This window comes from Brevibacterium sp. LE-L (assembly GCF_050214925.1).
Lineage (GTDB): Bacteria > Actinomycetota > Actinomycetes > Actinomycetales > Brevibacteriaceae > Brevibacterium.
This window is the reverse complement of sequence record NZ_CP189759.1, coordinates 1,708,702-1,721,210: the sequence shown is the minus strand read 5'-3', so window position 1 is coordinate 1,721,210 and position 12,509 is coordinate 1,708,702. Positions and strand designations below refer to the sequence as shown.

Annotated in this window: 11 protein-coding genes and 1 pseudogene; 2 read left to right on the top strand and 10 right to left on the bottom strand. The window is 66.9% G+C overall.

Features of this window, described 5'->3' with window-relative positions:
- The first annotated feature begins 32 nt into the window (after window positions 1-32).
- The gene (locus tag ACQE2J_RS07755; protein WP_425118786.1) at window positions 33-1,307 is read left to right on the top strand and encodes a heparan-alpha-glucosaminide N-acetyltransferase domain-containing protein; all 1,275 of its coding nucleotides are present in this window, start codon (window positions 33-35) and stop codon (window positions 1,305-1,307) included.
- Here ACQE2J_RS07755 and ACQE2J_RS07750 read toward each other — a convergent pair.
- From ACQE2J_RS07750 to ACQE2J_RS07715, 8 genes are all read right to left on the bottom strand, one after another.
- Entirely contained in the window at window positions 1,270-1,728 is a 459-nt protein-coding gene (locus ACQE2J_RS07750; RefSeq protein WP_135539369.1) for a tetratricopeptide repeat protein, read from the bottom strand. The genes ACQE2J_RS07755 and ACQE2J_RS07750 overlap by 38 nt on opposite strands.
- Window positions 1,728-2,474 carry a 4-hydroxy-tetrahydrodipicolinate reductase gene (gene dapB, locus ACQE2J_RS07745; protein ID WP_135539371.1) on the bottom strand — a complete coding sequence of 249 codons (747 nt, stop codon included), beginning with the start codon at window positions 2,472-2,474 and terminating at the stop codon, window positions 1,728-1,730. Before dapB ends, ACQE2J_RS07750 begins: the two co-directional genes overlap by 1 nt.
- Before the next feature lie 204 nt (window positions 2,475-2,678).
- Entirely contained in the window at window positions 2,679-3,239 is a 561-nt protein-coding gene (locus ACQE2J_RS07740) for a GNAT family N-acetyltransferase (protein WP_425118787.1), read from the bottom strand.
- A 112-nt stretch (window positions 3,240-3,351) separates the two neighbouring features.
- The gene (locus ACQE2J_RS07735; RefSeq protein WP_135539373.1) at window positions 3,352-3,978 is read right to left on the bottom strand and encodes a superoxide dismutase; all 627 of its coding nucleotides are present in this window, start codon (window positions 3,976-3,978) and stop codon (window positions 3,352-3,354) included.
- Window positions 3,979-4,154: 176 nt separating this feature from the next.
- Window positions 4,155-5,321 (bottom strand): acyl-CoA dehydrogenase family protein, encoded by a 1,167-nt coding sequence (locus ACQE2J_RS07730; protein ID WP_425118788.1) that lies wholly within the window; start codon window positions 5,319-5,321, stop codon window positions 4,155-4,157.
- A gap of 103 nt (window positions 5,322-5,424) precedes the next feature.
- Entirely contained in the window at window positions 5,425-7,068 is a 1,644-nt protein-coding gene (locus ACQE2J_RS07725; protein WP_425118789.1) for a thiamine pyrophosphate-dependent enzyme, read from the bottom strand.
- A gap of 2 nt (window positions 7,069-7,070) precedes the next feature.
- Window positions 7,071-9,113, bottom strand: coding sequence for an acetate--CoA ligase family protein (locus ACQE2J_RS07720; RefSeq protein ID WP_425118790.1), 2,043 nt, complete (start codon window positions 9,111-9,113; stop codon window positions 7,071-7,073).
- Window positions 9,114-9,117: 4 nt separating this feature from the next.
- The gene (locus ACQE2J_RS07715) at window positions 9,118-10,302 is read right to left on the bottom strand and encodes a Glu/Leu/Phe/Val dehydrogenase dimerization domain-containing protein (RefSeq protein ID WP_425118791.1); all 1,185 of its coding nucleotides are present in this window, start codon (window positions 10,300-10,302) and stop codon (window positions 9,118-9,120) included.
- Window positions 10,303-10,425: 123 nt separating this feature from the next.
- Here ACQE2J_RS07715 and ACQE2J_RS07710 point away from each other — a divergent pair.
- Window positions 10,426-10,518, top strand: a pseudogene (locus tag ACQE2J_RS07710) (SDR family oxidoreductase); the annotation flags it as partial.
- 32 nt (window positions 10,519-10,550) lie between these two features.
- Here the strand turns inward: ACQE2J_RS07710 and ACQE2J_RS07705 are convergent.
- Together ACQE2J_RS07705 and ACQE2J_RS07700 are read right to left on the bottom strand one after the other, a co-directional pair.
- A complete protein-coding gene (locus ACQE2J_RS07705; RefSeq protein WP_425118793.1) occupies window positions 10,551-11,198 on the bottom strand; it encodes a TetR/AcrR family transcriptional regulator in 648 nt (215 codons plus the stop codon).
- A 15-nt stretch (window positions 11,199-11,213) separates the two neighbouring features.
- Entirely contained in the window at window positions 11,214-12,467 is a 1,254-nt protein-coding gene (locus tag ACQE2J_RS07700) for a M16 family metallopeptidase (protein WP_425118795.1), read from the bottom strand.
- Window positions 12,468-12,509 lie beyond the last annotated feature (42 nt).

Genomic DNA, 12,509 nt, shown 5'->3' with positions numbered 1-12,509 from the left:
CGGTTGCCCTGAACTCGTGTGAGAATCGTTCCATGAGCTCTCAGCAGGCGAACTCCCACCGCGGGCACGGATCTGACCCGGCCACCGCCTCGGCGATGGTGGCTGACCGACTCAGCCCCGCCGGTCGACTCATCGGACTCGATGCCGCCCGCGGGATCGCACTGCTAGCGATGATGATCACCCATATCTTCGCGCTGGCCGACGAAACGGGGATGCCGACCTGGGCGGCGGTCTTCGCCGGTCGCGCCTCGGCGCTGTTCGCCGTCCTCGCGGGCTGTTCACTGGTCCTGTCCACCCGCGGGCGGCTCTCCGAACGGGGCCGGCTGCGCGATGCCGCGCCGAGCGTGCTCATCCGGGCGGCGGCGATCGTGCTCGTCGGACTGTGCCTCGGGTCGATCTCCACGCTGCTCGCGGTCATCCTCGTCAACTACGGGATCATGTTCGCCCTCGCTCTGGTGTTCCTGCGTCTGCGGGCCGGTGCGCTGTTCGCGATCGCCGGGGCGTGGATGCTCATCTCCCCCGCGGTCTCGATGCTCGTGCGGTCGACGTACTTCCTCGAGCCGAGCTACCTGCCGATGGGCTTCTTCGACTTCGCGACTCCGGGGACGATGCTCACCGATCTCCTCCTCACCGGCTACTACCCCGTGCTGCAGTGGATGTCCTACATTCTGCTGGGCATGGCCGTGGCCAAGCTCGACATCGACAGGCATCTGCTCGGACTGTTCACTGCCGGACTCGGACTCTTCATCCTCGGGCGCGGCACCTCCTGGATCCTGCTCAACGTCTTCGGCGGCGATGCCGCACTCGTGCAGGACTCGCAGATGTGGGGCATCGATCTCAGCGCGGCGCTGTTCACCGGCAGCTACGGGGTCACTCCCGCGACCTCGTGGTGGTGGCTGGCAATCGCCGGACCGCATTCGGGCACACCGTTCGACCTGCTCTCCACCGGCGGGACCGCGGTGATGACGATCGCGGCGTGCCAGGCCGCCGCGGTGCTGTTGGGACGCAGGTCCTGGGCACTCGCGCCGCTGTCGGCACCGGGATCGATGCCCCTGAGCGTCTACGCGGCACATGTGGTGCTGATTGAGATCACCCGGCCGCAGATCGTCGGCGACCCGGTCGAAGGTGCGGCGACCGTGGCCGAGCAGACCACGGAATACTCGATCCACGCACTGGTCTTCGTGCTCGTCCCGCTGCTGTGGAAGATGTGCGTCAACTCGCGCGGACCCTTGGAAGGCGGAATCGCGGCTCTTATTCGGGCGTCTTCGCTCAGGCGCCCTGCTTCTGCCCTTCGCGGAAGAGGCTGATCGACTTCCGCATCGTCGCCCGGGCGCGTTTGCGATCCCCGCTGGCGTCATAGGCGCACGAGAGTCGGAACCAGGAGCGCCAGTCTTCGGGGGCGGATTCGGCTTCGGCCTGGTATTTCACGAATTCCCGATCGGCGGCTTCGCGGATGATCTTCCCGCCCGGCGTGCGCGGCAGATCGTCGACGGGCAGTCCGCCTTCGGCGCCGAGGATGCGGGCAAGCTTCTCGGTCCGTGCTCCGAAGATGAGTTCGACGGTGAGCGTCCACGCGCCGATGAGCGGGAGAACGAACAGGGCGATGCCCATGATGCGCGGGATGAGGTCGGGTTCGCGCACGAGGATCCACGCCCGCTGCCCCATGAGGACGAAGTAGAAGACGAGGACGACGGAGACGATGATCGCCCCGATCTTGGCCTTCGACATCAGAGGTCGAGCATGTTCTCGAGGCCGTGGATGAGCCCCGTGTAATCGGCGATCGAACGCACCGCGGTGATGATGCCGGGCATGAACGCCGAGGTGGAATGCGAGTCGGTGCGGATGGTCAGTGCCTCGCCGTCGGAGCCGAAGAGGATCTCCTCGTGGGCGTTCATGCCCTGTTGGCGGATGGCGTGGACATGGATGCCGTCGATGACGGCGCCCCGGGCACCCTGCGGGTCGGATTCCGTCGAGTCGGGCACAGCGGGCAGTCCGGCGGCGTTGCGGGCCGCGGCGATGCGCTGGGCCGTGTGGTTCGCGGTGCCCGAAGGTGCGTCGAGTTTGCGGGTGTGGTGGATCTCGACGACTTCGGCGGAGTCGAAGTAGGGGGCGGCGAGTTCGGCGAAGCGCATCGCCAGAACCGCACCGATCGAGAAGTTCGGGGCGATGAGCACCGCGGTCTGCGGATGAGCCTCGAGTGTCGATGACAGCCGGGCCAGGCGGTCGTTGTCCCAGCCGGTGGTGCCGACGACCGTGTCGATGTCATGTTCGACGAGGAAGGTGACGTTGTCCTCGGTGGATTTGGGCACGGTGAGTTCGACGGCGACGTCGATGTCCTCATCGAGCAGGGTCTCGAGCGAATCGCTGCTGCCGAGTGCCGCGACGAGTTCGATGCCCTCGGCGTTCTCGATCGCTTCGACGGCGTGGGATCCCATCCGCCCCTTGGCTCCGATGACGGCTACGCGAATGCTCATGTGTCTTTGACTCCTTGTGTGATGATCCCGGCGATCTCCGCCAGCCAGTCTAGCGACCCAGGGGGGTGACTCCTCACATCCGGTGCCCCAAAGAACACTCCCATTTGCTACCTGACGGCGGCGCAGCAACCTGGCGCGAGGTTGCTGGGCAGCCGTCAGGTGCTTCTGGGCGGACTCCTACGGCAAGCAATTGTGCGGTAGAGGTCAGTGAGGCGGAAGGATCGGCAGACGCGGCCCTGCGGTTCGAGGATCGTCGGCGAGCCGGGCGCAGACTTCGGTGTCATATCGGATGCCGTCATAGAGCAGCTTCTGGCGTTCGCGACCTTCGATGATGAAACCAGCGTTCATCGCCACTGCGGCCGAGGCGGGGTTGTTCACTCGGTACCCGAGTTCGAGTCGATAGATGCCGAGTTCGTCGTGGAGGTGATCGACGAGGCTGCGCAATCCCGCCGAGGTCAGCCCTCGGCCTCTCCCCTCGGCGGCAGTCCAGTAGGAGATCCACGCAGTCGAGTGCCGGTGTTCGATCCCGGAGGCCATGACGTTGCCGAGGATACGTAGATCAAATCCGTCGGCATGATCAACGACGGCGAAGGCACAGACCTTGCCCTCCGCCTCGGAGCCGGTGACGATCTCGATCCACTTACGAGCACCATCGGGACTGCGGTCGTCGGGAACGTTCGACAGCAGAGCCGCGTCGGCCTGCTCAAAGACGCGGCCCAACCCTGCGGCATCATCGTCTCGCCAGCGCCTGAGGTTTGCGTTCATAGGATCACCCTGACTTCGACCATGTGTGCGATAGGCACTCCCTCCACACACGTGACGGCGGCCCAGCTACCTCGCGCAAGGTTTCTGGGCCGCCGTCAGGTAGCAATTGGGGTCAGCCGAGGAGAAGGCCCTTGGTCTGTGCGACAGCGCGGTCGAAGCGTGCGCCGGCGTCGGCCCAGTTGACGATGTTCCACCAGGCCTTGACGTAGTCGGGCTTGACGTTCTGGTAGTCGAGGTAGAAGGCGTGCTCCCACATGTCGAGCTGCAGAACGGGGGTGCCGCCGAGCTGGATGTCGGACTGCTGGTCCTTGAGCTGTTCGATGAAGAGGTTTCCGCCGAGCTGGTCGTAGACGAGGACGGCCCAGCCGGAGCCCTGGATCGTGGTGGCTGCGGTCGTGAAGTGCTCGCGGAACTTGTCGAACGAACCGAACTGGTCGTCGATGGCTGCGGCGAGTTCACCGACCGGCTTGTCTCCACCGTCCGGGGACATGTTGTTCCAGAAGATCGAGTGGTTGACGTGTCCGCCGAGGTTGAATGCGAGGTCGCGGGTCAGCTTCGGCACGTTCGCGAGGTTGCCGGACTCGCGGGCCTCGGCCAGCTGCTCAACGGCGGTGTTGGCGCCCTTGACGTAGGTGGCGTGGTGCTTGTCGTGGTGCAGCTCCATGATGCGAGCCGAGATATGCGGCTCGAGAGCGGAGTAGTCGTAGGGCAGTTCCGGAAGTGTGTACTGCTCAGCCATGAGATTCCTCCTGATGAGATTTGATGACCACCACATCGGTGGCTTCATTTCGACCCTATCCCAGGGTCTCATCTCGGACAACAAGGGTTCCCCGAGTCCTATTCCCTTTTCCGCTGATCAGCCCGTCGAAGACACGACCGCCCCGTCTCGATGACACATGAGCCCCTTTCCGCTTCTCAACCGAGGTTGCGCGAGATGAGCAGCCGCATGATATCCGAGGTGCCCTCTTCGATCTCCTCGAGTTTGGCGTCGCGCATCCACTGTTCGACCGGGTGTTCGCGTGAGTAGCCCCACCCGCCGAGCGTCTGCACCGCCGCCCAGGTGCAGAACATCGCCGTCTCCGAGGCGATGAGCTTCGCCATCGCCGCCGCAGCCGTCATCTTCTGCCGCTCCACCGCGTCCCCAGCGTCGAGCATCCGTGCGGCGTTGAGCACCTGCAGCCACGCCGCATCGATGCGCGAGGACATGTCAGCCAGGCGGAAGGCCACAGCCTGGTGGTCGATGATCTTCGTCCCGAACTGCGTGCGCTCGTGCGCGTAGTCGCGCGCGTATTCGAACGCCGCCCGCGCCGTGCCCAGGGCCGCCGCCCCGAGCACGACCCGTGAGATGTCGAAGGTGCGCATGAGGCCGTAGAAGCCCTTGCCCTCCTCGCCGAGGCGGCCCGACGTGGGCACGAATGCGTCGGAGAAGAAGATCTCCCGGCATACGATCGCCCGCTGGCCCATCTTCTTCATCGGCGCCCCGAACTCCATCCCCTCGGTCTCGCGCGGCAGCAGGAAGGCGCTGATTCCGCGTGAGCGCTGAGTCGGGTCGGTCTTGGCGAAGACGACGTAGTAGTCCGCGAGTCCGGCATTGGAGATCCACGCCTTCTGCCCGTTGAGCACGTATCCGCCGTCGACGGCGTCCGCGCGTGTGATGATCGACGCCGAGTCCGATCCGGATCCCGGTTCCGTCGTCGCCAGTGCGGTGATCACCGGCTCCGATCCGGTCAGGGGGCGCAGCCAGGCCTCCTTCTGCTCATCGGTGCCGAGCGCGAGGATCGGATCGGCGAAGAACCCGTTCGAGCACACGAAGTTCCCGATGCCCGGGTCGCCGAAGCACAGCTGCTCCTGGACGAGGCACTGGGTGAAGACATCGGTGAACCCGCCCCCGCCGAACTCATCGGGGACCATGAAGTCCGTGATCCCGAGCTTGGCGGCGGCCCGGAAGATGTCGACGGGCGATTCGGTGTCGGCTTCGTCGACGCGGCGTCCGGCGGGCCGGATCGTGTCCGCGGCGAATCCGCGCACCAGGTCGAGGATGTCATGCTGTTCATCCGACAGCGGCCAAGGCGTGTAGCTCATGCTGATCTCCTTCAGATTCGTGTGCAGGTCGGACGCGCCGTTGCGCCCGACCGAATTCCTTCGTTCTCCACCGGTTGACGACAGCGGCCCCGGCGCGTCCGCCTCACCGGCGAAGCATGTCCGCCCCGGCCCGTGAGTCCTCTGTGATGTGGATGAGCGTCGGACCCTCCGCTGACTCGGCGTCGGTCAGCGCGTCCAGCAGCTCCTGCGAGCCGTCGACGTGGATGCCTCGGGCGCCCATCGCCTGCGCCAGGGCGGGGAAGTCGGGTCTGGTGAGCTTGACCCCGGAGGGCGTATCGCCGCGGTCTTCCATCTCGTTGCGGATCTCGCCGTACCCGCCGTTGTCGACGACGATGAGCGTCATCCGCACGCCGGCCTGCACGGCCGCGGCGAGTTCGGCGATGGTGAACATCGACCCGCCGTCGCCTTCGACGGCAACCACTCGAGCTCGGGGTGAGGCGAGTTTCGCGCCGATTCCGGCGGGCAGTCCGTAGCCGAGCGTTCCGGCCCCGGCCGGGTAGAGGAACCGGTCACCGCGGCGAGCCGCCCACCCGGTCTGCACTCCGTAGTAGCAGGCCATCGTCGAATCCGCGGCGACGATGAGCGGAGATTCCTCGGCTTCCGCGAACGCAGTCAGCGCTGCCGAGAGCTCGGCCCAGGGCCGACCTTCGGATTCCGCCGCCGAGGCGGTCCGCGCCTTCCAGCCGGCCGTCCAGTCCCGTGCGGCAGCCGCGTCGGCGTCGCTCCGCAGACCCGCCACACGAGTGTTCAGATCAGCGGCCGCGGTGGCAGCGTCCGCGAGGATCGGGTGGGTCACGGTCGCGTTCGTGAGCATCTGCACCTCGTCGATGTCGATGCGCACGACGGTCTCGGGCAGCGACAGCGGCTCGGGCCAGAAATCGCTGGACGCCAATTCGGTGCCGATCGCAATGACGGCATCGGCATCGCCGAGGAGTTCGGGCAGCACTTCGAGGAACCCGACAGCGCCGAGGCAGCTCACCGTCCGATCGTCGAGAAGCCCCTTGGCGTTCGAGGACAGGAGGATCCCGGCCCCGAGCGTGTCCGCCAGCGCTTCGATCTCTGTGCCGGCACCCCCGCCGAGCGCGCCGGCGCCGGCGATGATGAGAGGGCGCTTCGAGGCGGCGATCGCCTCGGCGGCGGTGTCGATCTGGGTCTGTACCGGGGCCGGCAGGGCACGGGTCACCGACGGGTGGAGGCGGCCGGGTCCGGTGGTTTCGATGAGGTCGAGCGGAATCTCGATGGCGGCCGGCCGCTTGCGTCCCGAACGCATCGCCGACAGGGTCTGTCCGACGGCCAGGGACACCTCGCCGGGGCTGGTGACGCGGTGGACTTCGGTGAGGACCGCGGACAGCGCCGCCTCCTGGTTGCGCACCTCGTGGAGGAGCCCGTTGCCGCGGCCCGGGTGGGTCAGCGGCATGCCCGGGGTGATGAGGAGGACCGGTACGGAGTCGGTGAATGACTGCAGCAGCGCGGTCAGGGCGTTGAGCGCGGCCGGACCGGTGGTGGTGACGATGACCTGCACCTCTCCGGTGGTGCGCGCGGCGCCGTCGGCCATGTACCCGGCGCCCTGTTCGTGGCGGGGAGAGACGATGTCGATGCCGTGGGCGCTCAGCTGCGCGAAGATCTCGAGGTTGTGGGTGCCGGGGATCCCGAACACGCGGGTGATCCCCTCGGCCTGGAGCGCGCGGGCCAGGTGGGCACCGCCGGTGATGGTCATCTGTTCCATTCTCATTCCTCGCTGTCAGGGTTCTCTGTGGTCACGACGAGTGCGTCGACGGCAACCGCCCCATCAGGGGCGACTCGCACGGGGTTGATTTCGATCTCGGCGATGTCATTGCTGCCGGCGACCAGCCGTGAGACGGAGACGATGACTTCGGCGAGTCCGTCGATATCGGCGGCGGGTCGCCCCCGCCACCCGGTCAGCAGCCGCGAGCAGCTCAGTCGCGAGATCATCTCGAGCGCTTCGGTATGCGACACGGGCGCCAGTTCGAGCCACGTGTCGGCAAAGAGTTCGGTCTCCGTTCCGCCGGCCGCGACCATGACCAGCGGCCCGAAGTTCTCATCCTGCCGACCGCCGACGAGGATCTCGACGACATGATCGCGGGTGTCCATCTCCTCGAGAATGTACTCCCCGTCACCGAGGCGGCCGACCATGTCCGCATAGGCCTCCTCGACGGCGCTGAGATCGTTCAGCCCGAGAGCAATGCCGCCGACTTCGGTCTTGTGCGCCGGCCATCCGGCCTTGAGGGCGAACGGCGGGTTGAGTCCGGAGTCCGGGACCACCTCGGCAGGTTCCCGGCCTCTGCCCAGGCTCACGGCGGCGGGGACGGGAACACCGGCGGTGGCGATGACGTCGCGGGCGGCGGCGTATCCGGTCCCCCACGGAGTGACGGGGCCGGTGACGTCCTGGGTATCGGTGAGTCGGCCGGAGTGGGCGGCGTAGAAGCCGGCACGGCAGAGCACGCGCATGGCGGCCTCGATCGAGGTGTAGGCGGGGACACCGAGCTCCCACAGTCGGGTCACGGCCTGCGAGTCCGCGCTCATCGAATGGACGATGACGGGCTTCTTCGCCTCCGCGACGATCCGGCCGAAGCGTTCGACGACGGCCAGCTCGGTCTCGAGGAGTTCGGGGATGTCTTGGCCGTAGCAGCCGAAGTAGCCGCTGAGGACGACGGCGTCGATGTCCGGGCCGGCCAGCAGCACCTCGGTGAGGTCGGCGTAGGTATCGAGATTCTTCTCCCCGGCCCCGTCGAGGTCGATGGGGTTGTCGACATGGTCGGCTTCGGGCAGTGCGGCACCGATTCGGGTTGCAGTGTCTGAGTGGAGTTCGTGCACATGGAGTCCCCAGTTCTCGGAGGTGTCGGCGGCGATCGCGCCTTGGCCGCCGGAGTCGGAGAGCACGGCGATGCGCGGGCCGGCAGGCAGCCACGCGGTGGTGAAGAAGCCGGCGAGTTCGACGAGCTGGCCTGGGGTATTCAGCCGGATGGCCCCGGCCGCGCGGCAGGCGGCATCGACGGCATCCATCGTCGAGGTCAGCGAACCCGTGTGCGATTTCGCCATCCGCGCGCCCGCCGAGGAGGCTCCGGTGGTGAGGATCATCGTCGGCTTCCCTGCTGCCCGCAGCGCTTTGAGCGCGGCGACGAGGGCGGGGCCGCCGGCGAAGGATTCGAGGTACAGGGCGACCTGAGTGGTGGCGGGGTCGTCGACGAGTGCGGTGAGGATCTCGGCGGCGCGGACATCGGATTGCCCGCCGATCGAGGCGAAGCGGGAGATGCCCAGTCCGCTGCGGGCCGACAGAGTCGCGATCTCCGTGCCGAGCTGCCCGCTCTGCGTGACCACGGCCAAGGAGCCGGGGGTGAAGTTGCCCCAGGCCAGGAGCAGGTCGTTGCTCGAATCGACGAGGCCCAACGAGTTCGGGCCGATGAGACGTCCGCCGGCGGCTCGGATGGTGGCGGCCAGCCCGGCCGCATCGGGCACGCGTGCGGAGATGACGAGGAAGGCGCGCACCCCGAGCTCGAGCGCCTCGGCGACGACTCCTGCCACGGTGGGACCGGGCACGGAGACGACGAGGAGTTCGGGCACCTCCGGCAGTTCGCCCAAGTGCGCAAAGGTGGGGTGGCCCTGGATCGAGGCGGCCTTCGCGTTGATGAGGTGGACACTGCGGCGGTCGGCTCCGCGCAGTGCTCCGGCGGCGAGCCAGAATCCCCATTTGCTGGAATCGTTCGATGCTCCGAGGACGGCCACACTGCCGGGATCGAAGAACGCGTCCATGCCGCTAGCTTTCCGGCACCGAGGCGGGGGCTGGGCTGAGGTCCGCGAGTTTCACGAGGTTCGTGTCGACCTTTTCCTGGGCGGCCTGACGTGGGCTCATGCCCTGGTCGCGGGCGGTGGTGAGCACCTCGGTGGTGAGGTCGCGCAGGGTCGTGGTGACGAGGGCGCGGCTGTCGTCCCAGCTGCCGTCGACGTCGCCGAAGGTCACCCACCACCACCAGGCGTTCGTCGCGGAGTTCGCGAGGAAGTCCGGGATCACGGTGACTCCGCGGGCCAGCAGCTTCTCTTCGGCGGCGGGCAGGACGGGCATGTTCGCGGCTTCGACGATGAGTTCGGCGCGGATCCGGTCACAGCTGTCAGCGGTGATCGCGTAGCTGACGGCGGCGGGGACGAGGACGTCAGTGGCGGCGGCCAGCCAGTCGTCGCGGTCACCGTCGTGGTCTGTCGGCCGCAGTCGGGCACGGTCGATTCCGCCGAATGGGTCGCGGCTGGCGAGCAGGGTTTCGACGTCGAGTCCGTCCGGGTTGGAGACGAATCCGTCGGCATCGGCGATGCCGACGATACGCAGTCCCGCCTCGGCGAGGTAGCGGGCGGTGGCTCCGCCCATGGAGCCGAAGCCTTGGATGACGGCGGTGGATTCGCTGGGTTTCCGGCCGGCGGCTTCGAGTGCGGCGATCACCGAGGTGGCCACGCCGAGTCCGCCGACGAGTTCGTCCTGAGCGACGCCGTCGACGATCGTGGAGAATGCGGTGTTCGCGCGGGCTTCGACGGCGTCCGGATCATCGACGAGTTTGTTCACGGCGGAGAGTCCGGAGCCGAGTTCGCGACGGGCGAGGATCTCGTCGATGTCGTCCTGGCGGACTCCGAAATCTTCGCCGAGGGCCCAGTAGGTGCGCATGATCGGGTTCATGGCGACGAGGAAGCGTTCGAGGACGTCTTTGGCTCCCGGTGCGCGGGGGTCGAAGTCGATCCCGCCTTTCGCCCCGCCGACCGGGACGTAGTGGCGGCCTTCGCGCAAGTGGATGGCTTCTTTCCGCGTCATGCCTTGAGCCAGTCCGCGCACCTCTTCGAGGGTGCAGCCCTTGCGCATGCGCAGTCCGCCGGAGGCCGTGCCGCGCACGAGGGTGTCGATGACGACGTAGCCGAGTGCGCCGGTGACAGAATCCTGCCACGTGATGTCCATGAACATAGGGCCTCCAGGAGGGCATCGGGGTCAGACCGCAGCAGAAGGTTACTGAACCGCGATTCAGTAGCGCTGTGACACCAGTCTGACTCGGCGAGGGCTGGCGCGTCAAGACCACGTGCGACGAGGGCTGGTCTCACCGCATTCCTGCTCTCCGAGGAGGGACGATGGATCAGCGGTCAGCTGCTCTCCGCTGACGGTGGGTTCTCTGCTCGCTATTGACGCGAAGGAATCAACTGAGATGGCTGAAGGAGTCAGGCGAGTTCGCGGGCGAGGAAGTCCTCGACCCAGACCGCGATCCGCTCGGCGTCGACGGTGTCGGGATTGACCATCATCTGGATCGCCAGGCCGTCAAGATAGGCCAGCATCCTCGTCGCACAGGCTTCCGTGCCGCCTTCAGGAGGCCGGCACTCCCCCGCGGCTATGCCCTCGTCCATGAGACCGCTGAGCACCGACTTCCATTCGCGGTCGAGTCCGGCGAACGTCGACTTCACTTCCTCGTCGAAGAGACCAGCCGACCAGGCGTCGATCCAGATCCGCCAACTGCGCGACGAGCCGCTGGGCATGTACCACCGGATGACATTCCACAGACGCTGCCGAGCCGAGAGCGCCGCTGAGTCCGGCTCCGCAACCGCGTCGGCGGCAGTGGCAGTGGGATGCGCGGGCGGCGCCCCCGAAGCGAGGTCCCGGGCATGGTCGATGTCCTGACGTCCGGCATAGCCGAAGGCCTCGGAGACGAGAGCTTCCTTCGTCTCGAAGTGATAGATGACGAGGCTCGCGCTCAAACCGAGCCGAGCAGCGACATCGGAGACGCGCAGGGTCCGCAGACCGGAGGCTTCGATCTCCTCGACCGTCGCCGCCAGGATCTCGTCCCGGCGCACGGCCGCGTTCTTCCGCGCCATCGTCTCAGACTCCCTTCAGGGCAATTCGACCTCGGCCGTCGGGCCGACCATGGCCAGGGCCTTCGGCCGCGAGAGCAGCCGACCGGCCATCGCACTGACGTCCTCGGCCGTGACCGAGCGGACGCGTTCGATAAGGTCCATCGGCGATTCCATCGGCAGTCCGAAGATCTCCGACCGCGCCAGACGATTCATCCGCGCCGCCGAGGATTCGAGACCGAGCACCATCGAGCCCGAGAGCTGTGAGACGATCTCGTCGAGTTCGAACTGGCTCGGAGCCTCCTGCGCCAACCGGTCCCATTCGCTCAGAGCCAGATCGACGACAGCCTGCGCGTTCTCCGCAGTGCATCCGGCGTAGATGCCGAAGGTGCCGACATCCGTGAACTGGCTGGCCACGCAGTTGACAGCATAGGCCAGTCCGCGTTCCTCACGAACGCTCTGGAACAGACGCGACGACATGCCGCCGCCGAGCATGGTCAGCAGGACCGAGTAGATGAACCGATCCTCGTGACCTTCTTCCAGGCCTTCGCAGCCGAGCATGATGCCCAACTGCTCGATGTCCTTGACGGTATGGGAGATTCCGGCATGGAAGTCCGGGCGCACGCGTGCGGCCCCACCCAGATGCGATCCCTTCTCGACCCCCGCACCCGACCAGACGTCGGCACGGGATCCGAGCCCCGCCTCGGAGAGGGCATCCTCAACCATCGCCAGCACATCCTCATGGGTCGCCCCACCGGCGGCAGCGATGACCAGCCGCGGCGGAATGTACGTCGAGGTGTAGTGGTCGATGACCGTGTGATGGCCGAGCGCCCGGATCTGGTCCTTCGTCGCCCCGACCGGGCGCGCCAGCGAATGCGAACCGAAGACGAGCGAATCGAAGTCGTCGAAGAGCACATCGCCGGGATCGTCGGCCGACATCGCGAGCTCTTCGATGATGACACCGCGCTCCCGCTCGAACTCCTCGACGTCGAGTTGGGCGTTCGAGACCATGTCGAGCAGCAGATTCGTGATGTTCGGCAGATCGGTCACGAGGCACCGCGAGTAATAGCAGGTGAGCTCCTTCGCGGTGATCGCGTTCGAGTCACCTCCAGTGCGGTCGAAGGCCGCGGCGATCGTCTTCGCGTCACGGCTGCCGGTGCCCTTGAACAGCATGTGCTCGAGGAAGTGCGTCGAACCCGCGGTCGCAGCGGATTCGTCCCGGGAGCCGGCGGCGACCCAGATGCCGATCGTCTCCGAGGCCAGGCCCGGCATGTGTTCGGTGGTCAGCGTCAAACCACCGGGGAGGACAGACCGATCGATTCGGCTGCCCTCCCC

Coding starts and splice junctions, on each gene's coding strand:
- ACQE2J_RS07755 (WP_425118786.1), top strand. CDS start 33: ATGAGCTCTCAGCAGGCGAACTCCCACCGCGGGCACGGATCTGACCCG.
- ACQE2J_RS07750 (WP_135539369.1), bottom strand. CDS start 1,728: ATGTCGAAGGCCAAGATCGGGGCGATCATCGTCTCCGTCGTCCTCGTC.
- dapB (WP_135539371.1), bottom strand. CDS start 2,474: ATGAGCATTCGCGTAGCCGTCATCGGAGCCAAGGGGCGGATGGGATCC.
- ACQE2J_RS07740 (WP_425118787.1), bottom strand. CDS start 3,239: ATGAACGCAAACCTCAGGCGCTGGCGAGACGATGATGCCGCAGGGTTG.
- ACQE2J_RS07735 (WP_135539373.1), bottom strand. CDS start 3,978: ATGGCTGAGCAGTACACACTTCCGGAACTGCCCTACGACTACTCCGCT.
- ACQE2J_RS07730 (WP_425118788.1), bottom strand. CDS start 5,321: ATGAGCTACACGCCTTGGCCGCTGTCGGATGAACAGCATGACATCCTC.
- ACQE2J_RS07725 (WP_425118789.1), bottom strand. CDS start 7,068: ATGGAACAGATGACCATCACCGGCGGTGCCCACCTGGCCCGCGCGCTC.
- ACQE2J_RS07720 (WP_425118790.1), bottom strand. CDS start 9,113: ATGGACGCGTTCTTCGATCCCGGCAGTGTGGCCGTCCTCGGAGCATCG.
- ACQE2J_RS07715 (WP_425118791.1), bottom strand. CDS start 10,302: ATGTTCATGGACATCACGTGGCAGGATTCTGTCACCGGCGCACTCGGC.
- ACQE2J_RS07705 (WP_425118793.1), bottom strand. CDS start 11,198: ATGGCGCGGAAGAACGCGGCCGTGCGCCGGGACGAGATCCTGGCGGCG.